The 26,351-nt window shown below is 40.9% G+C and carries 24 protein-coding genes; 18 read left to right on the top strand and 6 right to left on the bottom strand.

Annotation, left to right across the window (positions count from 1 at the left end; all coding sequences use genetic code 11):
- Positions 1 to 57: 57 nt before the first annotated feature.
- A complete protein-coding gene (locus tag CAL7507_RS20630) occupies positions 58 to 963 on the top strand; it encodes a peptidoglycan-binding domain-containing protein (RefSeq protein ID WP_015130434.1) in 906 nt (301 codons plus the stop codon).
- Positions 964 to 1,168: 205 nt separating this feature from the next.
- On the opposite strand, the gene CAL7507_RS20635 is transcribed toward CAL7507_RS20630, so the two are convergent.
- Positions 1,169 to 1,849 (bottom strand): tetratricopeptide repeat protein, encoded by a 681-nt coding sequence (locus CAL7507_RS20635; protein ID WP_042341431.1) that lies wholly within the window; start codon positions 1,847 to 1,849, stop codon positions 1,169 to 1,171.
- Between the two features lie 533 nt (positions 1,850 to 2,382).
- On the opposite strand from CAL7507_RS20635, the gene CAL7507_RS20640 reads away from it, so the two are divergent.
- The gene (locus tag CAL7507_RS20640) at positions 2,383 to 2,709 is read left to right on the top strand and encodes a YbjQ family protein (protein ID WP_015130436.1); all 327 of its coding nucleotides are present in this window, start codon (positions 2,383 to 2,385) and stop codon (positions 2,707 to 2,709) included.
- Positions 2,710 to 3,004: 295 nt separating this feature from the next.
- Positions 3,005 to 3,640, top strand: coding sequence for a hypothetical protein (locus CAL7507_RS20645; protein ID WP_015130437.1), 636 nt, complete (start codon positions 3,005 to 3,007; stop codon positions 3,638 to 3,640).
- A gap of 137 nt (positions 3,641 to 3,777) precedes the next feature.
- On the opposite strand, the gene CAL7507_RS20650 is transcribed toward CAL7507_RS20645, so the two are convergent.
- The 4 genes from CAL7507_RS20650 to sufR all read right to left on the bottom strand — a co-directional run bounded on the left by CAL7507_RS20650 (position 3,778) and on the right by sufR (position 6,106).
- Positions 3,778 to 4,038, bottom strand: coding sequence for a hypothetical protein (locus CAL7507_RS20650; RefSeq protein WP_015130438.1), 261 nt, complete (start codon positions 4,036 to 4,038; stop codon positions 3,778 to 3,780).
- Between the two features lie 88 nt (positions 4,039 to 4,126).
- Positions 4,127 to 4,792, bottom strand: coding sequence for a transposase (locus tag CAL7507_RS20655; protein ID WP_236556786.1), 666 nt, complete (start codon positions 4,790 to 4,792; stop codon positions 4,127 to 4,129).
- Between the two features lie 34 nt (positions 4,793 to 4,826).
- Positions 4,827 to 5,330, bottom strand: a complete 504-nt coding sequence (locus CAL7507_RS20660; protein ID WP_042341108.1) for a helix-turn-helix domain-containing protein — start codon at positions 5,328 to 5,330, stop codon at positions 4,827 to 4,829.
- 101 nt (positions 5,331 to 5,431) lie between these two features.
- Positions 5,432 to 6,106 carry an iron-sulfur cluster biosynthesis transcriptional regulator SufR gene (sufR, locus tag CAL7507_RS20665; protein ID WP_015130439.1) on the bottom strand — a complete coding sequence of 225 codons (675 nt, stop codon included), beginning with the start codon at positions 6,104 to 6,106 and terminating at the stop codon, positions 5,432 to 5,434.
- A 250-nt stretch (positions 6,107 to 6,356) separates the two neighbouring features.
- Here sufR and sufB point away from each other — a divergent pair, with 250 nt between their 5' ends.
- The 6 genes from sufB to CAL7507_RS30970 all read left to right on the top strand — a co-directional run bounded on the left by sufB (position 6,357) and on the right by CAL7507_RS30970 (position 12,681).
- Entirely contained in the window at positions 6,357 to 7,796 is a 1,440-nt protein-coding gene (gene sufB, locus CAL7507_RS20670; protein WP_015130440.1) for a Fe-S cluster assembly protein SufB, read from the top strand.
- A 192-nt stretch (positions 7,797 to 7,988) separates the two neighbouring features.
- The gene (gene sufC, locus CAL7507_RS20675) at positions 7,989 to 8,777 is read left to right on the top strand and encodes a Fe-S cluster assembly ATPase SufC (RefSeq protein ID WP_015130441.1); all 789 of its coding nucleotides are present in this window, start codon (positions 7,989 to 7,991) and stop codon (positions 8,775 to 8,777) included.
- Positions 8,778 to 8,823: 46 nt separating this feature from the next.
- Positions 8,824 to 10,203, top strand: a complete 1,380-nt coding sequence (gene sufD, locus CAL7507_RS20680) for a Fe-S cluster assembly protein SufD (RefSeq protein WP_015130442.1) — start codon at positions 8,824 to 8,826, stop codon at positions 10,201 to 10,203.
- 11 nt (positions 10,204 to 10,214) lie between these two features.
- Complete coding sequence (locus tag CAL7507_RS20685; RefSeq protein WP_015130443.1) at positions 10,215 to 11,477, top strand: SufS family cysteine desulfurase; 1,263 nt, start codon at positions 10,215 to 10,217, stop codon at positions 11,475 to 11,477.
- Positions 11,478 to 11,650: 173 nt separating this feature from the next.
- The gene (locus CAL7507_RS20690; RefSeq protein WP_015130444.1) at positions 11,651 to 12,283 is read left to right on the top strand and encodes a Uma2 family endonuclease; all 633 of its coding nucleotides are present in this window, start codon (positions 11,651 to 11,653) and stop codon (positions 12,281 to 12,283) included.
- A gap of 227 nt (positions 12,284 to 12,510) precedes the next feature.
- Positions 12,511 to 12,681: an addiction module protein gene (locus tag CAL7507_RS30970; protein WP_083862961.1), complete on the top strand. Its 171-nt coding sequence runs from the start codon at positions 12,511 to 12,513 to the stop codon at positions 12,679 to 12,681.
- A gap of 103 nt (positions 12,682 to 12,784) precedes the next feature.
- Here the strand turns inward: CAL7507_RS30970 and CAL7507_RS20695 are convergent, their stop codons facing one another.
- Entirely contained in the window at positions 12,785 to 16,405 is a 3,621-nt protein-coding gene (locus CAL7507_RS20695) for an NB-ARC domain-containing protein (RefSeq protein ID WP_015130445.1), read from the bottom strand.
- A 231-nt stretch (positions 16,406 to 16,636) separates the two neighbouring features.
- On the opposite strand from CAL7507_RS20695, the gene CAL7507_RS20700 reads away from it, so the two are divergent.
- The 9 genes from CAL7507_RS20700 to CAL7507_RS20745 all read left to right on the top strand — a co-directional run bounded on the left by CAL7507_RS20700 (position 16,637) and on the right by CAL7507_RS20745 (position 25,553).
- Complete coding sequence (locus CAL7507_RS20700) at positions 16,637 to 17,827, top strand: hypothetical protein (RefSeq protein ID WP_015130446.1); 1,191 nt, start codon at positions 16,637 to 16,639, stop codon at positions 17,825 to 17,827.
- Positions 17,828 to 18,895: 1,068 nt separating this feature from the next.
- Positions 18,896 to 19,423 carry a hypothetical protein gene (locus CAL7507_RS20710; RefSeq protein WP_015130448.1) on the top strand — a complete coding sequence of 176 codons (528 nt, stop codon included), beginning with the start codon at positions 18,896 to 18,898 and terminating at the stop codon, positions 19,421 to 19,423.
- An 88-nt stretch (positions 19,424 to 19,511) separates the two neighbouring features.
- Positions 19,512 to 20,207 (top strand): hypothetical protein, encoded by a 696-nt coding sequence (locus tag CAL7507_RS20715; RefSeq protein WP_015130449.1) that lies wholly within the window; start codon positions 19,512 to 19,514, stop codon positions 20,205 to 20,207.
- Between the two features lie 47 nt (positions 20,208 to 20,254).
- Positions 20,255 to 20,620, top strand: coding sequence for a hypothetical protein (locus CAL7507_RS20720; RefSeq protein WP_015130450.1), 366 nt, complete (start codon positions 20,255 to 20,257; stop codon positions 20,618 to 20,620).
- Positions 20,621 to 20,733: 113 nt separating this feature from the next.
- Positions 20,734 to 21,357, top strand: coding sequence for a leucine-rich repeat domain-containing protein (locus CAL7507_RS30205; RefSeq protein ID WP_015130451.1), 624 nt, complete (start codon positions 20,734 to 20,736; stop codon positions 21,355 to 21,357).
- Between the two features lie 38 nt (positions 21,358 to 21,395).
- Positions 21,396 to 22,418 carry a tetratricopeptide repeat protein gene (locus tag CAL7507_RS20730; RefSeq protein ID WP_015130452.1) on the top strand — a complete coding sequence of 341 codons (1,023 nt, stop codon included), beginning with the start codon at positions 21,396 to 21,398 and terminating at the stop codon, positions 22,416 to 22,418.
- A 151-nt stretch (positions 22,419 to 22,569) separates the two neighbouring features.
- Complete coding sequence (locus CAL7507_RS20735; protein ID WP_015130453.1) at positions 22,570 to 22,917, top strand: hypothetical protein; 348 nt, start codon at positions 22,570 to 22,572, stop codon at positions 22,915 to 22,917.
- Between the two features lie 141 nt (positions 22,918 to 23,058).
- Positions 23,059 to 23,892 (top strand): TMEM43 family protein, encoded by an 834-nt coding sequence (locus CAL7507_RS20740; RefSeq protein WP_015130454.1) that lies wholly within the window; start codon positions 23,059 to 23,061, stop codon positions 23,890 to 23,892.
- Positions 23,893 to 23,969: 77 nt separating this feature from the next.
- The gene (locus CAL7507_RS20745; RefSeq protein WP_015130455.1) at positions 23,970 to 25,553 is read left to right on the top strand and encodes a type II CAAX prenyl endopeptidase Rce1 family protein; all 1,584 of its coding nucleotides are present in this window, start codon (positions 23,970 to 23,972) and stop codon (positions 25,551 to 25,553) included.
- Positions 25,554 to 26,351: the final 798 nt, after the last annotated feature.

Genomic DNA, 26,351 nt, shown 5'->3' on the forward strand with positions numbered 1-26,351 from the left:
TCTACACAAATGTGTCTGTACATACTTAACAAGTAAGTAAATTGAGGCAAATGCAATATGAAACTACAAGATTTCTTGGGAACGCAAACTAAATGGAATTTTGAGGCGATCGCAGATGACGCAGATTTGACTCGTCAGATTCAGGTTCAGTTAATTGGCTTGGGACTGCTGGAACCCCCTGCTGATGGCAAGCTTGGCCCTGTTTCTGTGGCTGCGCTCAAAAAATTTCAAGATTTAACCAAGAGTGGAGAACCTGACTTTTTGGGACCAGTGACAGCTAAGAACTTAATTGAAACAAAAATAGAGGAACTACCTGAAACACCCTTAAAACTAAGCAATGGCATTGCCAGCAGGATTGTGAAATACTTGCAGGCTAACAACTATCAAGTATTCACCAGACCAAAAGAATACAATATTGTTTATATAGAGGGAATCAATGAAGATTGGAGTCTTAATGATGATACGCCCAATCAATTTAATGACCGAAGAATTGTGCTTGAAGTGGTAGACGGTGTTCCCAAAATTGTCAATCACTGGCAAGCTACCACTGAACCAGGGAGTTACTACACCTATAATCCCATGAATTCAGCAGGAGCCGCCAGAATTAAGTTTGGGCAATACAAAGCTTGGGCAGTCGGAATGCACGGGAATGCAGAGCGTCACGAAGCGTTAGTACAAGTTGCACCAATTACTGTTTGTCGAGATTTCAACAAAGATTTTAAACGGACTGGTGACAAACTTGACACAGGTCTTTTCTATGTTAATCAACACTGGGGTTATGATGCTCCTACGAATGATATCAAGAATGCCAGTGCAGGTTGTTTAGTAGGACGTAGGCGAGAGGGACATCGGGAGTTTATGGCAATCATTAAACAAGACCGTCGTTATCGAGCTAATGATGATTATGTCTTCTACACCACAGTTATTCCTGGAGATGATTTAGTCAAGACTTTCCCCGCTTAAAGTTTTGCATCTCATTTTAGGATCTAATTAATTTATACCCGCCTCTAAACAGTTAACAGTTAACAGTTAACAGTTACAGCAGATTGCAACTTGGTGAGGTACAGACTTTTATAAGGGCGAACAACCGTTCGCCCCTGCTTGAAAAATGCTGTATCACGGTTGTTGAGTTGATAACTGTTTACTGATAACTGTTAACTGTTTTATTTCATCCTCCTAAATCTCGCAGCAAGGCTTCTACCCTGGCGACACCATCTTGGTCATTTCGTCGCTGGTATAAGTCACGGGCTTTTGCAAGTAGATTGCCTGCTTGTTTAGTTTGCCGTCTTTGTTTATACATCGAACCCATTAACTCATAAGTCTGGGCGTTGTTCCGATCTAGGCTGATTGCTTGCTCATATGCCCACATAGCTGCTTCATAATCTCCTAGGCGGGCTTGCATGACACCCAATCCTAAGTAGGCATTAATGTTATTACGATTCAGCTGTATGGCACGACGATAAGCTTCTTTTGCTCCTGGTGTGTCTGCTAAATTACCTTTGATATAGCCAACAGCGTAATAAAATTCGCTACTGTTGGGATTGATAGCAAGAGCGCGACGATAAGCTGCTAGAGCTGCCTGAAAATTCCCTTGTTGAGCGTATAAGTAGCCAATACCAGAATGAATTTTGGCATTTTTGGGATCGAGGCTGAGTGCTTGTTGATAGACAGCGATCGCCCCATTATAATCACCAGCATCCACTAGTCTCCGCCCTTCTTCTAGCAGTTGCTTTAGCTCTGGATTTTTGGTTTGTGCGACCAATACCTGAGCCTGAGCCACTGAGGGGATAGTGGCGGCAAAACATCCAGATAAAAGAACACTAACTACGAATGCAGTCTGTTTGTACACAGTAAATTTCCTGAACTTGGGGGGAACTTTTTTCTTGTACATTAAAACAAAAATATTGAGTTTTGAAAACTGTATTTATGCACTTTTATAAAACGTTAATAATCTCTTGACTTTAACTCCGTATTAACTCCTAAAGCACCAGCATTTCTACTGAAAATGAAAGTATGAAATATCAATAATCAGTATATCTCCTAGATAATTATCAGGACTAGTATCAAGTGATCAATATACTACATAGGCTAACTTAGAAGACTGTATCCGATGTTTCACATATTCTTTTTTGCTCGTTCATCTGGATTCAGTCGCCACTAAATAAGAGTAATCTGAAATATAAAATGTTCCTTCAATGCCTACAATCTATTCAGGGCAAGCTCAAATCCTCTGAGACCGCGTTACTTATCAATTGATGTGTTATGGCGGTTCTCGGTCGGATGCAATACAACAGGAGGCGAGGAAACCCTGTCCCTACGGGCTTTGCGATTTAAAACTGTATCTCACTGATCTGAAAACCGCTATATCTGTGAAGCTAAGTTATGATTTTAACTACTACTGATGTGATTCAAGGGGCAGTTGTTCAGTCATATCTAGGTATTGTGACAGCAGAAGTTGTCTACGGCAGTAATTTCTTACGCGATTTTTTGGCTAGTATCCGGGATTTTGTTGGCGGGCGGACTGGCAGTTATGAGCGTTTATTTGAACAAGGTCAACGGAAAGCACTGGAAGAATTACAACAAAGGGCACAGCGCTTAGGCGCAGATGCTGTGATTGGGATTGAAATTGATACAGGTACAATCAATATTGACCAGTCAGGAGTTCTATTGCTGATTACTGCGACTGGTACTGCTGTGAAGATACGTTAGTCTTTTAAATCAGTTAACTGTTAACAGTTAACTGATTTAAATACTAGTTCTATAATTTATTTTTGCTAATTTAATAACTAGATTTAAAGTTGGTATTTTGACTGAATTAAATTTTAATAAAATGTAAAATATAAAGATGAATAAACTTGTATTTAAAAATCATGACTAAAGATAGATTAATACGTTATTTCTCTTGATAGATACTGAAAATTAGTATTAGCGATTTAATCTTATACAGCAGCACAAATATACCTGAAAAATAACTTTGCTAAAGTTGTAAGGGAGAAAATAGGCTATGTCTTACGTAAATCGGGTGGGTGATGATGTTATTCCTCCAGAGGCTGTTGTAGCGGGTCGAGTTGCTGAATACCGCGATCGCGTCCGTTGGGGTCCAATAATTTCTGGTGTGTTGGTTGCCTTAGCTACTCAATTGATTATCAGCGCCTTATTTGGTGCGATCGGCGCAGGTAACATTGCAGGTTCAGGCGCACCCAGAACAATTGCCCCTGGCGTTGCTAATAATGTCGGTTTGTGGTCAACTGTAGCTTTGTTGATTTCTTTATTCACAGGTGGTTGGGTAACAACACGTGCTTGTGGCCCAATGAACCGTAATACAGCTTTGCTTAACGGCGCAATTCTCTGGGCTACTACTCTATCTCTTAGCTCTTGGCTATTAGCAAGTGGGGTATCAGGTGCATTTGGTGTTGCTGCTTCTAATGCTGCACAAGTACTGAACCAAGTACAACAACCGGGAACTACAATCCCGCAAAACTTACCCACTTTAACTGCTGAACAGGCTCGTGATGTTGCAGCCGCCACTTCTAGAGGTTTATGGTGGTTTGTGTTGGGTTCTTTGTTGGGTTTAGCTGCTGCGTTGATGGGGGCTGTTGCTGGCGCTCGTAATCTTCGCACTAACGGTTACAATAGTTAAAAAAGTATTTGGAAAATCAAATACTATAAATTTTAAAGCACCTTTTTCAAGGTGCTTTGTGTTATTTAACGCTGAAACTTAGTTACCAAAATATGACCATTGAGTGCTTGATTTAGGCACTTAAATAAATCAGAGCTTCACCACTTCAAATAAGACGCTTCAATTCCCTGCTCACGTCTGATTTTGCTATCTTTCTCAAACCAGGCGATAAGCTGCTTTGTTGTCAAATCTTCAATAGGGACATCGTAATCTTGAGCGATATACTTCAAAAGCTTCAGTGATGAAATTGTTAATCTTGTTAAAAACTTCTCTGGTGAAGATAATAAAGCTGCGTCTACGTTTGCTGACTCTTCTAGGGTTAAAAATTGTGTTGATGGTTGCTGTGGTGGTAAATCCATAAATCAGTTATCAGTTATCAGTTATCAAGGGTCATTAAGTTATTTCTTCCCTAGTCCCTAGTACAGGACGGCGGAAATAAACCGAGTATTAAACAGCCAAAACTTTACCCTTATATGTCCACTTGAAAGGTTTAGCCATTGTTTGATTAAAGTAGTCAATAAAAGCAAGAATTCTAGTTTTGAGATCATCCTGACTCTGGAAACTGGCTCTTCTTAGTAACTTCCGTACCAAAATACTAAACCAAATTTCAATTTGGTTGAGCCAAGAAGAATGTAGTGGTGTGTAATGGAAAACGATTTGATGTGTGGGGTCACTTAAAAAAGCTGCACGAGATTTCATTGATTTGAGGATGCCACTTTTACCCTTAATGCCAAGGTTGATGTTTAAACCTTCAATTTGTGCAACAAAACGAACTAAGGACTCCGATTGATGAGTGTTCAGGCAATCCATAATTAAATGCCATTTTTTCGCATTGGGGTCAGTGGCAATAGTTTGATGAATATGAAAGATAAAATCAACTTCTGTTCTGGAATCTCCACAAGTTGGTCTGATAATTTGACCAGTGGCAACATCGAAACTGGCTATCAAGGTTTGCGTACCGTGACGAATATATTCAAATTCCCTTCTTTCAACTTTGCCCGGTCGCATTGGTAAGTCTTTTTCTATGCGCTCAGTAGCTTGAATACCTGTCATCTCATCAATAGATATTGTGCGTTCCCCCTTTAGATGACGGTCAATCGCATTTAAATACAAATCTGTAATATCTTCAACTTTTGCATCAAATTTTTCATCCAGGGGGGGGAGTCAGCCAGTACCGACTTTGGTGTGGCTTCAATTGAGCTTCTTCTAATAGTCTTCCCACATGGCGAACAGATATACTTTCGATAATCCCTTGTTTTGTAATTTCATCTGTCAGTTCTCTAGATGTCCAGTGACTTATTGTCCGACCGTAATCTTCTGGCGGCGAACAGGCAAGCGCAAACAACTCTATTACTTGTTCCATGCTAAATTTTACTGGTGCGCCAGTACGCTCTTGATCTTGTAATCTTTGAAAAGCTGATAATTTTGCTCCCTCTGTCTCCAACCATCGCTTTCGCCATAAACGAGTCATATCTAGACTAATCTCTAATATTCGAGCAATTTCGCCGTTATTTTTCCCTGATGATGCCAGAAGAATAATTTTGGCTCGGATGACGATTTGCTGTGCTGTCTTATGTCCCTTTATCAACTCTTGTAGTTCATTCTGCTCACTATCACTCAAACTTAATTCTTTTGGAGCTAATCTTGCCATACCCTGATTCTTTGTCACCAAACAAAGCTTTTCATCTACTGACTTAATTATCCCATATAATACTCGGCTTACTTCCGCCGTCTTGTACTAGTCCCCAGTCCCTACTCCCTAGCTTGCACTAAATAGCCGCAACGATGTTCGCCATTGATCAGCCAATGGGTACGCTCTACTGTACAGTCTGGTAAGACGGCAGCAAACATTTCCAACTCATGACCGCAGACACTGGGAAAAGACTCGGCGACGTTGGAAATAGCGCAGTTATGCTCTATAAATATAAAGCGATCGCCCACAGTAGAGTTATTGGCATCCACAGGGTGATACTCTGCCATGAAACCTTCTGCTTGTCTGAGTTCTACTAATTTTGCTACCCGCTGTTGCAGTGAACCTTTACCGACCTGATCACGGTATTCTTGAGCTTTGCGCTGCCATTGTTTTTGTAAAATTGATTTGAATTGATCATGGTCTACGGTTTCTGCTAAAGTGTCTAAGAGCGAAACTGCAAAATCACTGTGTCCATCACCAAAGCGATCGCTCCGATGTAGGCGATCTCGTCCTAGAGTACTCAATTGATAGACATGGTGTGGCCGCCCCATCCCAGCCTGCACCGATGTTGAATACAAAATCAGCTTCTGAGCCTCCAAGTCCTTAAGATGACGACGAATCGCTTGCTGGCTCACATCTAAAACTTCAGCTAGCTCAACAGCCGTTGCTTGTGAGTGCTTCAAGAGATATTCCAGAATATCTTGCTTCGTTGAGGACTGGTGGGTAGTCGCCATCTTCTTATACGAGACGTTCCGCGAACGCCCGAAAATTTTTTTTTAAAATTTGACTTTAACAACATTGTTGTTGTTAATTTAGCGTAAAATGGAGATACATTAAACAACCAGCTTGTTGTTTTAATCTCTACCCCTATTCTAACAGCCGCGTCACCACTCGGTCACGCAAGAGGGGAATCGGCTAACTACAGCCCGTCTCTGCTTCTTCCTTAAAGAGATTCAATTTCCGAACACAAGAGACTAAATACCGATGAGTGCCACTGTCAAAACCTTAGTCAACCAACCCTACAAGTACGGCTTCGTTACCGACATCGAGGCTGACACTATTCCGCGTGGACTAAACGAGGACGTTATCCGCTTGATCTCCGCCAAGAAGAACGAGCCGGAGTTCATGTTGGAATTTCGCCTCCGGGCTTATCGCCAGTGGCAAAAAATGACAGAACCAACTTGGCCCAGCGTCAAGTATCCAGCAATTGACTATCAGAATATTATCTACTACTCAGCGCCAAAACAAAAGAAAGCCAAGCTGAACAGCTTAGATGAAGTAGATCCCACCCTTTTAGAAACCTTTGAGAAACTAGGCATTTCCCTATCTGAACAGAAGCGTCTGTCAAACGTTGCTGTAGATGCAATTTTTGATAGCGTTTCCGTCGCCACCACATTTAAAGAAAAACTTCTCAAAGACGGCGTCATCTTCTGCTCAATTTCCGAAGCATTGCAAGAATATCCAGAACTAATCAAAAAATATCTGGGTAGCGTCGTCCCCATAGCAGATAATTATTTCGCCGCCCTCAACGCCGCCGTTTTCAGCGATGGCTCTTTTGTCTATATTCCTAAAGGCGTAAAATGCCCAATGGAACTGTCTACCTATTTCCGCATCAACTCAGGTGATACGGGACAATTTGAGCGGACTTTGATTGTCGCTGAAGAAGGTAGTTATGTTTCTTATTTAGAAGGTTGTACAGCGCCAATGTATGACAGCAACCAGCTACACGCTGCAGTTGTCGAACTTGTCGCCTTTGACAACGCCGAAATTAAATATTCCACCGTCCAAAACTGGTACGCTGGCGACGCCAACGGCAAAGGCGGTATTTATAACTTTGTCACCAAGCGTGGTTTGTGTCAGGGTGTAAATTCCAAGATTTCCTGGACTCAAGTTGAAACAGGTTCAGCAATTACTTGGAAATATCCCAGTTGCGTGTTGGTGGGTGATAACTCCGTGGGTGAATTTTACTCCGTAGCGCTGACAAATCATATGCAGCAAGCCGACACCGGCACGAAGATGATTCATATTGGGAAAAACACCCGCAGCACAATTATTTCTAAAGGAATCTCTGCTGGTAAATCTAGCAACAGCTATCGGGGTTTGGTGAAAGTTAACCCGACGGCTAAAGGGGCGAGAAATTATTCTCAATGTGACTCAATGTTAATTGGGGATAATGCCCATGCGAATACTTTCCCCTACATCCAGGTGCAAAATAATTCTGCGAAAGTAGAACATGAAGCTTCTACTTCTAAGATTGGGGAAGATCAGTTATTCTACTTTGCCCAACGGGGTATTTCGCCAGAAGATGCCATCTCAATGATGATTAGTGGCTTCTGCAAAGATGTTTTTAATCAGCTACCAATGGAATTTGCTGTGGAAGCTGATAAATTATTGAGCTTGAAACTCGAAGGTTCAGTTGGGTAGCTTACATCTTACACCAGCATTTTTTGTAGGTTTCCCCGCCCATTGTCTGAAACACATATGTAGGTTTCGGTGGGCATTGCCCAGCCAACTACGAAATAAGAGAAAGAGATTGGGGGTTTGGTGCGTTACGAACTCCGTTCTAACACACCCTACAATACCTATACAAATTAGGAGAGAGTAAAGAGAGAGAACATGATTATTGAAAATAGCGAAGTCGTGCTGTCGGTAAGAAATCTGACGGCTGAAGTTGATGGAACACCAATTCTTAAGGGTGTGAATTTAGAAGTTCGCTACGGCGAAATTCATGCGATTATGGGACAGAATGGTTCTGGTAAGAGTACTTTTTCTAAAGTATTAGCAGGACATCCAGCATATACCGTGACTGGCGGCGAGGTAATTTTTCAAGGACAAAATTTGCTGGAATTAGAACCAGCAGAAAGAGCGCAAGCAGGCGTATTTTTGGCATTTCAGTATCCTTTAGAAATTCCCGGTGTCAGCAATTTAGATTTCTTGCGGGTGGCTTATAATTCTCGCCGCAAAGCACAAGGTTTAGAAGAAATAGATGCCTTTGATTTTGATGATTTGATTGAAGAAAAGCTGGATGTGGTGAAGATGAATCCCGCTTTTCTCAGTCGCAGTTTAAATGAAGGGTTTTCTGGTGGCGAGAAGAAGCGGAATGAGATTCTGCAAATGGCACTGCTGGAACCAAAGTTAGCAATTCTCGATGAGACGGATTCTGGCTTGGATATTGATGCTCTAAGGATTGTGGCGAATGGGGTGAACCAGCTGACAAGTCCGGAAAATGCGACAATTATGATTACTCACTATCAGCGCTTGCTAGATTATATTATCCCAGACTTTGTGCATGTGATGGCAAATGGGCAAATAATCACCAGTGGCGGTAAGGAACTGGCGCTGAAATTAGAATCTCGTGGTTATGACTGGGTACTGGAAGAGTTTCAATCTTTGGTAGGGATTTAGGCTCTCGCGCTACGCACACTGTACACAAGTTTATCTGCTGATTCTCATGACTATGCAAGTTTCGCCTAGCACTATTCCTAACTCGGACACTGTGAGTTTAACAGCTACTCTGTTAGATAGAGATGCTTATCTGATTGAGTTGTTAAATCGAGTAACCATCACAAAATCTACAGGTTGGTTACAAGAAGTTCGTCAACACGCTACTAATTGGGTACGTCACTCAACTATCCCCACCACTCGCGAAGAAGAATGGCGGTTTACAGATTTGTCTTCTTTGCGAAAGGTGCAGTTTAATGTAGAGACGGGAAAATTCACGTCTGTGCAACCTGATATTCTGCCAGAAGCCGCTAATAGCCGTTTGGTGTTTGTGAATGGTGTTTATGCACCTGAGTTATCTGCAATTGCAGATTTACCACCGGGGATTGTTGTTGGTAATTTGACAGAGTTAACTGTAGATATACAAAAGCGTGTCAGCCAGTATTTAGCTCAGGCTGAAGGCGCGCAGGAAGTATTTACGGCTCTTAACACTGCTGGATTGACTGATGCGGCGGTGGTATTGGTGGATAAAAATGTAGCAGTTGAGACACTAATTCATTTAGTGTTTATGACTGTCGCAGGTGAGACGGCGACAATTTCCCAGCCGCGTTGTTTGGTGGTGGCGGAAAGTGGTAGTAGTGTCACCTTGGTGGAAGAGTATAGGAACTTCAGCAGCACGGAAAAAGAGGGGGTTTACCTCACCAACGCGGTTACGGAAATTTGGCTAGCTGAGAATGCTCAGGTGAGTCACACTAGGGTTGTCAGGGAAAGTGCAGAGGCTTTTCATATTGGGAAGACTGCTGTAACTCAGGCTCGTGATAGTCGATATAGTTCTCATGCCATAACTTTAGGTGGGAAACTATCACGCCATAATTTAGAGATTTTGCAAACTGGTGAGCAAACGGAAACTACCCTCAATGGTTTGACGATGATTTGGGAGCGTCAATTAGGAGATACTCACAGTGCGATCGCACTCAATCATCCTTATGGTGTGAGTCAGCAATTGCATAAGTGTATTGTAGGCGATCGCGCTCATGCCGTATTCAATGGTAAGGTTTTTGTCCCCAAACCAGCGCAGCAAACAAATGCCGGGCAATTAAATCGGAATTTGCTGCTATCATCTAAAGCTAGAGTTGATACCAAACCCCAACTGGAAATTACCGCTGACAACGTTAAATGTGCCCACGGTGCTACCGTCAGCCAGTTGGAAGATGACGAGATATTTTACCTGCAAAGCCGGGGAATTGATGAAGACGCTGCGCGTAAGTTGTTAATTAACGCCTTCGCCGCCGAAATCATCAACCAAGTACCAATTCCTTCTCTGCGAGAAATCCTGTTAACCACCGTCAATAGTCTCAAGTCTCTAACTAATGAGAGACGCGATTCATAACTAATCTACCAATGACTTTTACAACTACCAAAACCCTAGCCGATAAAGTTCGCGCTGACTTCCCAATCCTACGGGAAGAAGTCAACGGCAAAACTTTAGTTTATCTCGATAATGCAGCGACATCGCAAAAGCCTTTATTCGTATTAAATACCCTGCGGGATTATTACGAGCATTATAATGCCAACGTGCATCGGGGTGCCCACACCTTGAGTGCTAAAGCCACTGATGCTTATGAAGGTGCTAGAGACAAAATAGCCAAGTTGATTAATGCAGCATCCCGTCAAGAAATTGTTTACACCCGCAACGCCAGCGAAGCAATTAACTTGGTGGCTTACAGTTGGGGAATGCACAATTTGCAGCCAGGAGATGAGATTATTCTGTCGGTGATGGAACACCACAGTAATATTGTTCCTTGGCAGTTTGTCGCTCAAAAAACGGGTGCTGTTTTAAAGTTTGTCGAACTGACACCAGAAGAAACTTTTGATTTAGAACAGTTTAAACAACTGATTTCTGACAAAACAAAATTGGTGTCAGTGGTTCATGTTTCAAATACATTGGGTTGTATTAACCCAGTGCAGGAAATTGCTACGATTGCTCACAGATACGGTGCGAAATTCTTAGTTGATGCTTGCCAAAGTGTCCCACATATGCCTGTCGATGTCCAGCAAATTGATTGTGATTGGTTGGTAGCCTCCGGTCACAAAATGTGTGCCCCGACTGGGATAGGATTTTTATACGGCAAGTTAGAATTGTTAGAATCAATGCCACCATTTTTTGGTGGTGGTGAAATGATTGCCGAGGTATATTTAGATCATTCTACCTATGCCGAATTACCCCATAAATTTGAAGCCGGTACACCTGCAATTGGGGAAGCGATCGCACTTGGTGCAGCGATAGACTATCTTACTAATATTGGTATGGATAAAATCCATGCTTATGAAGCCGAATTAACAGCTTATTTGTTCCAACAATTAGAGCAAATTCCCCAAGTTCGGATTTACGGCCCCAAGCCAGATGCTAACGGAGAAGGTAGAGCCGCCTTAGCTGCATTCACAACCGCAGCAGTCCACGCCAACGACTTATCTACATTATTAGATCAAGAAGGCATTGCCATTCGTTCTGGACACCATTGCACTCAACCATTACACCGCCATTTAGGGCTTTCAGGAACTGCAAGGGCTAGTTTATCTTTCTACAACACCCGCGAGGAAATTGATATTTTCATCAAAGTGTTGAAAGAAACCCTTGACTTTTTTGCTGGTTTCCTTGATTAATGTAGGGTGGGCAATGCCCACCTTTATTTTATTGCTCACGCAGAGACGCAAAGGCGCAGAGAATTAGCTAATTGGGCAAGTGGTTGAAATTGATTTGAGTGAATATTATATTAATAACATAGGTAAAATTATCGGGATTTTATCTAATATTGTGACGGAAGAAGTGTTTTAATATGCTAGTAACGTCAACGCCTGCTGAACAAAGAACAGTGCTACACAACGTTAGCTGGGAAACCTTTGAAGCCTTGCTGAGAGATACAGGTGAGGATAGAGGCTCTAGGTTTGCTTATGACTGCGGTGTTTTAGAAATCATGACTCCACTTTTTGAACACGAAAATCCTAAAAGTAATTTTGGTAATTTTATTGTTGCTTTAGCTGAAGAATTAGATATTGAAATCAGAAGTGCTGGTTCTACAACATTGAAGCGGAAATTAGCCAGAAGGGGAATAGAACCAGATACTTGCTATTATATCCAGAATGAATTAGCTATGAGAGGTAGGGAAACTTTAGATTTAGAAAATGATCCGCCACCTGATTTAGCAATTGAGATTGACATTACCAGCAGTTCTGTTAACAAATTTAATATTTATGGGGCTTTAGGTGTCACTGAACTTTGGAGATATGATGGGCAAAATCTAAAATTTCATCAGCTAATAGAAGGGCAATATGTTGAGTGTAAGTTTAGTATTGCCTTTCCTCTAGTTTCAGTGAGTGAGATAAGTAGATTTATTGAGCAGAGTAAAAGTATGGGGGAAATTGCTTTGCTCAAATCATTTCGCGCTTGGATCAGGAAGAAGATCAACTAATTTTAATAGCTTTATGGCTACAAACTGGATTTTTGATAAAAACCTCAACCCATTTATTGAAATTTTGGCTATGTTTTGTGGCTGCAAAATAGATCAAAACGTATAGGAATCCTAAATGATTTGTGAAAAATATTAAGTAGTGTAGGGTGGGCATTGCCCACCATATCCGGGTTGTGGTGGGCATTGCCCACCCTACGTATAGTTCAAAAATCAAATAGGAGTCCTGTATACAGCTTGCCGAGGACTTATGGGACAGCATTCTTAGCACACCCGATGAAGTTCCTCTTAACGATGAGCAAAAACAAGAATTAGATAGACGCTTGGAGATGGATCGCCAAAACCCAAACCAAGGTTCAACCTGGCAATCCGTCAAGCAAAGATTAGGTTTAACTGAATGAGCTATCAGTTAATAAAGCGATCGCACTCCACAAAATCAACCCAAAGCATCAGATCCTGTGCCAACCTTTGGGCACATCGCATATTCACAATATAGTTAACTCTTTAGAAAACAACCGCGCCTAAAGTCATTAAGTTGTTCTCTTGAGCAGGTGTCAATCCAGTTACCCCGGCAATTTTCATTTCTTCATAGGGACGTTTTGGTTTAAGCATCTGCAAACATTCACCTGTGGAAACATCCCACACTTTGATCGTTTCGTCGTGACTACCAGAAACTAAATTTTTCCCATCAGCACTAAAGTCAACGCTTGTTACCCAAAAAGATTTTTCTTGCAAATTTCGCAAGCATTCACCTGTGTTGACATCCCAAATTTTAATTGTTCCGTCGCTGCTACTGGTTGCCAAAAGTTGACTATCGGGACTAAAAGCAATGCACCAAAGCATGTTTATACTTACCTTCAAAATATGTAAACATTCAGCCTTGTGAACATCCCAAATTTTTACAGTTTCGTCATTACCACCACTGGCTAAATATTTACCATTAGGACTAAAGGCAATACACCAAATTTGACTTATATGTGCTTCCCAAATATGTAAAGCTGTTCCTGTTTCCATATCCCAAAATATAATTCTGGAGTCCACTCCAGCGCTGGCAAGAATTCTACCATCGGGAGCAAATGCCAAAGTCCAAACCCAATCACGATGTCCTTCTAGGGTTTGTAAGCATTTCCCTGTGTTGCTATCCCATAGTTTAATTGTGTGATCGGAACTAGCACTAGCGAGAATTGAGTTATTGGGTGCAAATGCGGGAGCGTTGATTTCAGAATTATGTGCTGGAAATATTTTGAGTGATTTTAAACAAGAATTAGGAGAATTTAGCAAAAGATTTTCTAATTGCCAAAGTTGAATTGTGCCGTCGTGACTACAAGTTGCTAAACGCTGTCCATCTGAGCTAATGGCAAGCGATTTAGAGCCATAGGATGGTTGAATATGACTTTGAGCAATTTGCTGAGATTGTCCGGTTTGCCAATTCCAAATTCTCAATTTTAAGTCTTGGCTGGTACTAATAATATAGTCGGATTTTCCAGGTACAAATAAAGTCGTTAAAAACCAGTTTGTATGTCCATACAGGGTTTTAAAGCATACGCCTGTACGACTATTCCAAAACCGTATGGTTCTGTCCATACTACCGCTAACCAAAGTCTCACCGTCAGGGCTAAATCCTATTCCCCAAATGATGCTTTGATGTCCGTACGAAGCGTGCAGGCATTTACCTGCTTCAATTTGCCACAATCGAATGGTATTATCTTGACCGCAACTAGCGAGGGTTTGCCCTGATGGACTAAATTGTAGAAATTCGATGCGGTTGGTGTGACCAATAAGCGATCGCACAATTACACCTAATTCTACATCCCACAACGTCACTAAATTACTATCGCCTCCCACAGCTAAAATATTTCCCGAAGGATGCCAAGTAATCGCGTGAACTCTGCCGTCACCTTCAAAGCTACTTTGCAGCTGAAAATCTTCCAGATTCCACAGTTTCACCTTCCCGTCAAGGGAACTACTAGCTAAGGTTTGACTGTCAGGACTGAAGGCTATTGACATAATCCAACCTTCATGCTCTTGCAAGTCGGACGCGAGCTTAATTTTTCCGTCGGGTTCTTGCAAATTCCATATTTTGAGAGAATTGTCAACACTACCACTCGCCAGCCATTTACCATCTGGACTGAGGGCGATCGCAATCACTATATTTTTATTGTCAGTGAGGGTAGACAAACAGCGTCCGGTGTGTATATCCCATTGCTTGACGGTGCAATCAGCACTACCTGTAAAAACATACTTGCCATCGGGACTAAAAGCCAGTGACCAAATCCAGCCTTGATGGGCAACAATAGTCAATAATGGCTGGAGATTACTTACTTGCCACAGTCGCAATTCACCCATCACATCACCAGCCACCAAGGTTTTGCCGTCTGGACTAAATGCCACTCCTAGCACTCCGCCTAATGTTTCAGTAAAAGCGCTTTTTGTCAAGTCTGACTGGGTGAAATTGACTTGATGTAAATTGATATTTTGCAGAGATGCTTGCCAAATCGACAACCGCGAAAAATCCCACCCAGTTAAATCAACATGGAGCGCGTTTAATATATTGAGGAGATTACCACCACTGTAACCTGGGATGGGCGGTTGGTTTGGTTCCTGTTCCCGATATGCTCGTAATGTGGTTAGTAGTTGATGGAGATGATGAATTAAATCGCTGCTGAAGGGAAATTTTGCTGTGAGTCGGCGGATTAAGGGTTGGAGAATAACGCGGGTTTGACTGTCTTTGATATCGTCTTTCTCTTGAACTTTGAGAATTGCATGGGAGTTGAAGCAACCTAAACTCCCTTTTCCGATCAGGTTTTCGCTAATTTCTTGATATATCTGTTCAATGAAACAATCAGTCACGTACTCCATTAATACGGGTTGTTGAGTGAATTTACCTGCTTTTTGTTCGATAAGCGATCGCCTTTGCAAAGCAGATAATGCTTCCATTATTTCGCGGCTTGAGGGAGTGGGGATAATATCATCCTGCAAAGTTGTCAGTGTTACCCATTCCCGATTAATTGCTAACCAATACATCACGACTTTTTCTAGATGTGACAAGCGTTGGAATTGTCCATCCAAGAGAGGATAAAGATTGGTAAAAGCGATCGCACCTGTTTCTAGAAACATGGCTATATTGCCATCAAATAATTCTTGAATTGAGGTAGAAACAATTTTCAACGCCAGAGGATTTCCCCGATAAGCTGAGATTAACTCCTGTTGTTGTCGAGGTGAACCAGTGAGTCCCTTTACTTGTAAAAGTTGATTGGCTTCATCTTGTAAACCTAAAAGATGCAAACACCGCACAGGTAAAGTTTCCCCCGCTAAAACTGCGACTTCCTGGGGTTTTTCTCGACTCGTCAACACCACACAACTTTGATGAGTTGATTCTCCCAAACGTTGAATTAGTTCTGCATATTCTTCATAGTCTGGTTTGTAGCGACTAACAGTAGTTTCTGGTTGTAAAATTGTCTCTAAATTATCAAGTACTAGCAAGCAGCGAAAATCGCTGAAATAAGTAATTAAGTTAGTAATTTTTTCGGGAACAGATAAAGACGTGAAATATAAATCATTGCTTCCAGGAGCAAGCGATCGCATAATATCTTCTAATACATCATTTATCCGGGGTGCATTACGCAGCGATCGCCAAATAATCAAATGGAAGGGATGAGGAGATAGAGATTGGATTAATTTTACAGAAAGGGCTGTTTTACCGATTCCTCCCATTCCCAAGATAGCAATTAAGCGACAATCATCTTCAGCAATCCACTGTTGTAACTGTAATAATTCCTGGCTTCGCCCGTAAAAATTAGAAACATCAATTGCTTCACCCCAATCAACGCGAGATTGAGAAACTAGCGGTGATAAAATTTCCTGATTTTCTTGCTTGCTAAATCGTTGTTTTAGCAAAGCGCGAAAATTCAACTTAGTTACCTTATCACCCAAAGCATCCGAGAGCGATCGCCACAAATTAGAACCCGTTTCCCGAATGTAATCATCAGTATAGCCACCATCGCGGGCAATTTCACTATAAGTTTTACCATCCCAAGCTTGACGAAATACCATCACCTTCGCCGGGTTGAGAGTTCCTGGCGGTAAAAGTGTTTCTAGTATGGATAATGCTTCATCAACCGTCATTTTATTTTGGATTAATCCTGGAAATTGAGGTAAACAGCAACACAAATATCCCACATTTTGCTTACATGATTATAAAATAACCCACATTTTACCTACTTTTTATTCCCATCAGTAAAACCCAAACTCAAAAATTGTTAGTTAGAATGCTGTCTGTAAGTTAAGTACATAGATACATCAATAACTACACAAGTACTTAAATTGCACACACATTCAACAAAAGGTATCGTTTATATGGTCAATCTAGGTTTGGTATCTGGAGGTATTTATAGAGGTGTTTATCAACCTCTTGAAACCCATGCATCACAGATATTTTCAGAGTTTCAGGGTCTTGGTGCTAAGTGGGTACGAATTGAGTACGGCTGGAATGATATAAAAGATGTTTCGCTATATCAGAGAATTGCCAAAGCCGCCCACGCCAAAGGGCTTAAAGTTCTCGTGTTGTTAGATAAGGAGTATGGAGGAGATGATAATAAACCTGAACAAATAGACCCATTTATCGCCTCATACATTACAGAATTGGAAACAATGCTGAATACCGTTTTTTTGAAAAATACTGAATACCGTGCTGATGCTATTGAAATCGGAAATGAGCCAAATAATCCCAAACCTCACAAAACTAACCAATCAATCACTGGTAACGCTTTTGCTTGGCTTTTAGCTAGAGTCTGGGATTGGGCAAAAAGGAATAACCGCCCTGAATTGATAGTTAGCGGTGGCATCCTCAATACTTATTGTGAGAACTCTAATATTGGTGGAGACCAGATCAGAATAGAGTCTTGGTGGCAAGCTTTTTTTAATTCTGGAATGTGGGGACAATATCGAGGAAAACGTCCTTTTGATTTCATGGGAATTCACCCATACAATCCCTATAGCATTAATATATTTGATATTGTCAACCAAGGGACTCCAGGACCAATATCAGGTTACTACTTTCCATCTCCTCCCTATGCTGTTCCTACCTATAGAACAGATATTTTTGCACATTGGAAAGATGTTACAAAGACAACATTGCAGCATTTGGGAACAAAGATAGACAACTTAACAGGGATGTCAAATACTCAATTTTTTGTGACTGAATTTGGCTGGCAAATGCCAAAGCCTCCCAGTGCCAATTCTTCTTACCCTGAACGTCGTAGAGTTGTTGCTGTAGACAACATGGTAACTATTCTTGAGCAAGCGGCATCTGGAATGGAGGCAGCGGTGCAAGCTTTTAGAGAAAGTGGACGTGTAAACACGGCTTTTTGGTACGACTACCGCAATGATCCTCCCACAGACTCAGCAAATCTAGATACAGTAAAACGCTTTGGTCTGCGTTCTTCGCAAACTGGAAATAACTACCCTGCTAAATTACCCGTCTGGAATCAATTTAAAAAGTTAGCAGGTGGACAAGGAAGTTCAGATCCAGAGTCTTACTGGACATAAAATTACCAGACACTGTTCTATTAGATAGGACTGTGCCAATACTTTTCGGTTAAGGATTTCCGGAAAAATAAAATACCAACTTGTGTGGTGTGTGATGCTACGATAATACATGCTTTTGAGCAATATATTACTTGTAGCGTCACACACCAATGTGAATGGTGCGTTACAGCAAAAATATTTATTTTCACGATCTACAGACAAATAATAACTTCTCCAAAAAAACACAGGTAATTGAGTTTAATTACCAGCCACGACTTAAGTCATACCAAGTTTTCATAAAATCAATTATTAACATACTGCTCATAATTGTTGCCAGTAACAAAATAACTGATGAAAGCCAATATTTTTTTAATACTTTGATCAGTGTTAATCCTAAACCAATGGGAATCTGGATCAAGCTCCAGCATAAAAATATCAAATATATTGTTGGTGATGTGCTAACTCGTTCCGTTAAAGATAACGTCAGAGACTCGCCAAATAATTTAGTTAGAACATCTGCATGAAATGAAATTATTCCACATATAAAAGTTGGTAGGCATAGAAAGAGAAAAATTATCTCGATACCTTTGAGTATTTTCATATATATATAGGAATCCGATTTGATTATTGAAAAAATCTAAGTAGTGTAGTGGTGGGCAATGCCCACCCTACGTATATTTCAAAAATCTCCGTATCTGTAGGGTGCGTTAGGACGGAGTCCGTAACGCACCAAAGTCTTAAGATGGTGCTGTACTCACTACGTATATTTCAAAAATCAAATACTAGTCCTATATATAATTACCTTTCTTAGTCATACATCTGAATAAAATGTTTGATTCTGGTTGTTGCGGCTAGAGTAGCGATCGCCAATAATCACAAATCTCTTTTGGATCTCGAAATGTGCTGGAATTATGCATTTTACTGAAGTTTAGCCGTATTTACCTTGAATTTTTATACCTGTATTTTTTGAATTTGAGATTTAACCCACTTTTTTCCCACAGACATCAGGCAAGCAGTAAAAATAATATAGGTATGTTTAGACACATCAACAAGTCAAATACTGAAAATTAGCTAGAGAGGATTAAATCAATGGGATTTTGGGATGCTATCAAAAAACTTGTCACGGAAGGCTCAGTATCTTATGAAAGAAGTAGTGTTTATGGCACAAGTACATCAACAAGCAAAAACTGGTCATCTAGCAGTTCTATCACTGATTCTAGTCTTAGCACTACTGATACCTGGGGAAGTTCTTCTGGTAGTGTAATGAACTCTCAACAAAGTATAGAACTCTCCGTATCTGAAAGGGGTATTAGCGGTAACTTGAGCGGAGAAATCGGCAAATTGAGCGGTTCAACTTTTGTAGAACTGAATTTAGAGGATTATGCATCTGGAAGAATTCCCGTTTCTGTGAAAGCAGTGGTGAAAGTAATAAAAGGACAAGTGCAAGCATCAATTCGCACAATTGATGGTGAAATTATCAGTAAAATAGCAGCAGATGAAGGCGCAGAGATTAGCAGTACTAGCAGTATCGACTTTGGAAATCTGCGTTTTAAATTAGAGGCTTTAGACAGTGAAGCAATCAATATTCAATATCTAGTAGAATTTAGCAGCCTCTGATAAGCATCATCCTGATTGTTAAAAATTAGAAAGATAAGCAGATAGGCATAAATATCCATCGTTGGAAACAGGAAATAGGAGAAAAATTGTGCAGAAAATTATATTAACACTGGGACTTGTTACAACCATTTTAGGAGTAATTAATCAAGTATTTCCCAGCCCTGGATATGCAGTTAGCCTGGAAGAAGAAGTAGAAAAAGTTGCCCGCGACTCCCTGAACTCTTATCAAGCCTTTAAGAATATCGCCAAGAACCCCAATGCTAACTTGGAAACAAGAACCTCAGTAGCACAAGATTCTGTTAATGATGCCAAACTATGCAAAAAAACCATGCAAAAAGCTTTAGCTAGCGGCATGTCACCCTCATCACAAATTCATGTTGATACTACTGTTTATAGAGAGAAAATATACATTACCTTAGAGCAAGCCTCAAAAGGTTGTGAAGAATATCTCAATGAAGCTGAAATAACTCTAGCTAGCACACAGAAAGATTTTGCCAGAGAAACTGCTCTCAGGCCAAAACCAACCAGAACTGAAATTCCCAAAGGAACAGTACGAGTGGTAATCACTGGTGTCGCTTGCGAAGCTGATACTTTCTTGGTTACTGAAGATATCGGGGGTGGATTGAGTAACTTAACTGCAAATGCTCATGGTGCTGGTACTGGTGTGCGGATGAAACCAGGAGGCAAAGTTTGGTTAAGCGATGGACAAGGTAGCCATACACCACGACAACTAATCTACACCGCTACTTCCCAAGCCGAACAAGAATTGAACTTGTGTAAATAGTGGTTAATTTTTTGAGTTTATAGGATAACAACACCACATTAAAACCTATGCAGAAGGCTCTATTAACCCTGGGATGGGTGATACTGATGGCTAGTCAGGCGATCGCTAAACCTTTACTCACTCCCAGATTGCAAGACAAGCTAGCAGAGACGATATTCAATGCAGCATCCTCTTACAGTCTTTATGAAGGATTTATCCAAGATCCTCAACTAACTCCCAGCGACAAGAGCAAATTTACAGAAGCCGTTCTCAACAACAGCAAAATCTGCAAGCAAACGGTGGAAGATGCTTTGAATCAAGGTTTACCCCCCTCAACCACGATTAAAGTCTACGACGTATTCGACAAAATTACTTTGGCAGAAGCTCTATCAAGTTGCCAGGAAATCATTGATCATCTCAATGTCCAAGATTAAAGAGGCTAAGAAGGAGTAAACCCTTGACTACAAATTGGAATTTATTTACACCTAGCAACTTACTCAAAAAATAATTACAGTGGTATATCTGCTAATTCCACTATCAGTGTTTTATGAACATATTTCTCAAAGCCTTTTGCATCAGCTTGTTGTTGCTGCCATTAAACTTACTAGTTGCTAACTCAGCATTTGCCACACCCCAGAACTTTCGTACTTGGTGTTTAGCAGAAAATCCTCAAATTCAAGGAGCAATAATTGGGCAAATTTTGCGGGTGATGACGGGAGATGAAGATGCTGGAGTTGATTCTAAAACTTGTAACAGCGCCCATCAAGCAATTTTAAAACAGACAGCATTAGACTTAAGTCCAGTTACCCTGATTGGCAATCGTTATAATGATTTGCCTACAGAAGAACGCGTAATTATCGATTTGCAGCCACTAGCTTCTCTTACCCATCTTCGAGAACTAAATTTAAACGATCAGTTATTAATTCACGATCTCAAACCCTTGGCATCACTGACTAAATTACAAATTCTCAGCCTTGCCAATAACAAAATTACCGATATTAAACCGCTAAATAAACTCAAACAACTCCGCAAATTAGATTTGATAAATAACCAAATCACTGATTTATCTCCACTAAAAAATTTACCTAAACTCCAGGAAGTTCAACTATCAGGCAACCCTTTGTCAAGCCATAATTGCCCATTAAGAATTCGCTCGATCTGCAAATTTTAGCTCTAAAATTTTGAAAAGTATCAATTTTTGATTAATTTATGAATTTTATTTCTTTGATGTTTTGGCCATCTGATTCCCAAAAATCGTTTGTTGTAGACGATTACATAGCAGCAGCAAACCAAAAATTTCAAGCAGGCGATATAAAAGCAGCCATTATCGATTATGAAAAGGTGATTCAGCTACAACCAGACTTAACACCAGCCTATAATAACCGAGGACTTGCCAGATTCCAATTGGGCGATATCAACGGAGCAATTTCTGACTATAACCAAGCGATTCAACTGCAACCAGACTCACCACTAGCCTATAACAACCGAGGACTTGCTAGATTTGAACTGGGCGATATCAAGGAAGCAATTTCTGACTATAACCAAGCAATTAAACTCGAACCAAACTATGCTGAAGCGTACAATAATCGAGGAAATGCTTATGTAAAGTTAGGCGATATCAACGCAGGAATTTTTGACTACGATCGCGCAATTCAATTCCAACCCAACCATGCTGAATTCTACAATAACCGAGGATATGCTCGATTTGAACTGGGCGATATCAACGCAGGAATTTTTGACTACGATCGCGCAATTGAACTCCAACCTGATTTGGCTTCAGCTTATCACAACCGGGGATATGCCCGATTTAGCTTGGGTGAAAAACAAGAAGCGTATGCCGATTGCGATCGCGCAATTCAACTCCAGCCTAGTAACCCTAAAGCCTACTATGGCAGGGGAACTGTCCAATTATCTTTAGGAGAATACCAAGAGGCATTTGCTGATTTTGATCGCGCAATTCAACTCCAGCCAGATTATTATATAGCCTATTTCAATCGCGGATTTTCTCGGTATCAATTAGACGATAACGAAGGTGCAATTTCCGACTATAGCCAAGCAATTTCGCTTCATTCCAATTACCCCAAAGCCTATTTCAATCGGGGACTTGCTAAGAATGAATTAGGTGACAAACAAGCAGCTATTGAGGATTTTCAAACAGCAGCAAATCTATATCAACAGCAAGGAAATATAGAGGGATATAATACTGCGTTGTCCAATATTCAGTCATCATAGCAATTCTTCAGATATAGCGGTTTTCAGAGCAGTGAGGTACGATTTTAAATCGCAAAACCGGTAGGGGCAGGGTTTCCCTGCCCTCAATTGTATTGCATCCGATTGAGAACTGCCATAAAAGGAAACGAAGAGAATCACCACAGAAATTTTGATGCTAGAAAACGAGAACCGAGACATTGAACTTGTCTCATTACGAATTCCCACTGGTTGGATCGTGCGGTGGAATATTTTCTTTGATGTTGAACCCGTCATCGAAAATGGAAAAATCATTGATAATTACAATGACTCCGAAGATTTACTCTGGCTGCAATCGTATATTCCAGAAGATAAAAAAGAACATTGGCAGGAATGGCATATTGATTTGGGTTGGTATCACAACGAGGCATTTCGATTAGTTTTGTTTGAACATGACCGGGATCATGTGATAAAAACCTTTGAGAGTCAGAGTATTGGTGATATTCAGGAAAAAATCAATGAGTGGTTGAAGAATCTTAGTTAAATATGAAGTTATTTTACTGCAATCCAAGCAATATTTAGTTTAGTTTTATGTATGTATAGAGAACATGACAAGCTGATAATCATGATTGCGATCGCTGGATGTATCATTGCAATATTTTTTATCTCCTTAGGAATAAGGTGCATGTGGATTGGTGAAACCCAAGATAATTTGCTGTTGACAGTTCGTAATAGCTATATTATTAATTCCATTAATCATGCTGTCCCATCTCATTCCCTTGTCTCTCTCACAGATATTGTTACTACTGACGGCCATAAGATAGGGGATAATCTTTACTTGATCCCAGGTAATTATTTACAAGTCAACCGGATTGTAGAAAAGTATACTCAAGGAAATTCTGAAGATGAACAAGAACCATATTGGATAGAAATTGTTTCAGCCAATGCCACCGAAAGTACTATATTTAGTGTTACCGTTAAGAATATTTATACCAAAATTGGTGCTTTGCAAATCGATGCAAACAAGATAGTTTTTCCGGATTCTAAGCCTATTAACCTTAATTCGGAAACAATATTACCCCAAACACTAAATAAAGTAGCAGGAGACTATTTATTTTTCGGAAAAGGCACTATAGAATCTCCTATGGTAGGGGATTTGCGAATTTATTATAAAGTAGTACCAAGTAATGTTCAAGCTACAATTTTAGGCGGCTTAGAGGGACAAAAAATCTTACCTTTTGCATCTGGTAGTAATCAGTTATATAGACTTTATTTTTCTACCCACGGAGAGGCATTAAAACAATTAGAGTCAGAACTGTCATCTAAAAAATGGGACTGGCGCTTACAGGGTGGATTGTCAATGTGGATAGGATTTATCTTTTTTATTTTTCTCACTCGTCCTGTATATGATTGGACATCATTACCAGCAGGCATTGGTAATAATCCTCTCATCCTTGCTGTAATTTTTGTACTGGTGACAATGACATTAAGCATGATTGGCATGAATTTCCTGGTTTGAATTGTTAATATCCTGCTTTTTCTTGCGATAATCTCCAAGGGGGACACGATCCCCACTGGTTATTCAAAGGGGGATAGATGACGAGAAAGCAGTTGGGTTTAATTTTGCTGACTTTGATATCTTTGGGATTGGCTGGCTTATCTCTACTCGGTAGTTGGCAAGAGCCTCAGTTTCAAAGTCGTTTGGAACTTTACCAAACGAATATTGCACTCCAAGCTCAAGCATGGCAAGCAGACGACAATAACAACGAGAATTTTCAGGTAATTCAGTCAGCGATACTTGGCGAAAATCCCCTAGAAAATGCTACCAAGCAGTATGAGCAAGCGCGCACATCGGTTCTAGCTAATTCGGCAAAAGTTAAAAGTCAACTGGTACAACTACGTTCTCAATCAGTTCCGACTCCCACACCCCCTAAACCCCTACCGGAAACTCAGCCAACAAATGATGATAATGACTCTAGTCTGCTAAAGCAGCAAAAGTTGGAGCAGTCTCTCAATCAATTGCAAAAATTGCTGGCTGAATTAGACTTGCGACTAGGAATTTTACAAACACAGCAGGGAAAAACTGATATAGCTCTGAAGACTTGGGCAGATTTGCAGCAACGTACAGATATAAATCCAGACTTTAGCGAAACTGCTGCTGTATTAACAGGACTATGGAGTAATCCCCCTCGTCTCCTACCAAATAGCCAACAGCTAATTCAAAAAAATTTAGAAGGTTGGTTTCGCTCGTCTGCACTGGTTCAGTTATACCAACTCCAACAACGTCAAGAATCACTATCAGCGCTGAAAGTCGCAGAACAGGAAGCTGCTGGCCAAGCTGTGTTGAAATTGGCCGCAATTGCTATTATTCCTACCTTCTCAGCTTTAACAGGTATGATACTGTTGATTGTTTTGCTGGGTCAACGCCTGATTAAAGGGAAAGCCGCTTTATTAGCTCAAAATGGTGATGTGCCTTGGTCAACGCCTTGGGATGGGGAAATTGTTTTGCAGGTTTTTGTCGTGGGCTTTTTCTTGATGGGACAACTGTTTATCCCCCTGCTGTTCTCTCTACTCCCTGTCCAACTTCCTAGTGGTGATGTGCGACTTCAGGCTTTCTCTGTTTTAATCCGTTATGTACTGGTAGCGTCAGCTGCTCTATTGGTGCTGTATGTATCAATCAAGCGCTTTTTCCCGTTACCAGACTCGTGGTTTAGCTTTAGTTTCCAGAACAAATGGTTTTTGTGGGGTTTGGGTGGCTATTGCGCGGCTTTGCCCATAGTAGTGCTGGTGTCTTTGATTAATCAACAACTATGGCAAGGAAGAGGCGGTAGTAATCCCCTGTTGCAACAGGCACTGGAAAGCCAGGATTCCGTAGCATTGGGAATATTTTATCTGACAGCTGCGATCGCTGCCCCATTTTTTGAAGAAGTGTTATTTCGTGGCTTTTTGCTACCTTCTCTGACTCGCTACCTCCCAGTGTGGGGCGCAATCCTAGCCAGTAGCTTGCTATTTGCCCTAGCTCACCTCAGTTTGTCAGAAATTCTGCCATTGACAGCATTAGGGATTGTTTTGGGAGTAGTATACACGCGATCGCGCAGTCTCCTTGCTCCTATGCTCCTCCACAGCCTCTGGAATAGTGGCACGCTGCTGAGTCTATTCATCCTAGGCAGCAGTAACTAATAATACCTAAATACTACTGTTGCCATACATAAAAATATTTGCTTTTATCACCATATGTAGCAACAATTTACTTGTTATTATTACTGATAAGTATGAATAAATCGTAGTTTTGGAGCAAATATTGCTAACGGCACAAGTAACTCCAGCGATAATGTAAAATAAAATACAAAGTGTCTAGATTAAGCCCTCGTCTTATCTGGAGCTTTGGTCAATCTTCGAGATATTAAATCAGTCAACTTAAGCCCCAGCGGATGGAATTCGCGGCTACACAGACTTAGTCCGCCTCCGCAGACTAACGGAAAATTAAGGTTTTGAAACCCACGGAGGTGGGTTTTGTTTGTGTAGACGAGCCAGCGCCGTGGGCGGGTTTCCCGACTTGAGGCGACTGGCGTGCGGTTTCTAACCGCCGATTTCACGTTAAGTTGACACCAATGGACTCTGGCTCCCAACTGATACCTCGACTCCGCTCGGTACAAGTCAAGGCAAGTAACTGATAACTGCATTACAGACATCTCTAAAAAAGTCCGGACATAAAACTGCTGGACATGTAGAAAGTTGTATTGCAGCATAGGAACTTTTGCTGATTACTTAGAGTTAACTCTCCTCAAGAGAAAAGTCTAACCTGAGAATCTGGAAAGTTACAAAGCTGGGATCTATAGTCAGAACTACAAACAGTAACTGGGGAGTGAGATAGTTGCAGAAAATATGAGACGACCTCCTCCGTCCCAAGTTTCCATATTGACTGTGGAATTATAACTCATGGGTTTTGGTTATCTAGCTTGGGATGCGCTCTTTCTC

Origin of the sequence: Calothrix sp. PCC 7507 (assembly GCF_000316575.1) — a bacterium.
Classification (GTDB): domain Bacteria; phylum Cyanobacteriota; class Cyanobacteriia; order Cyanobacteriales; family Nostocaceae; genus Fortiea.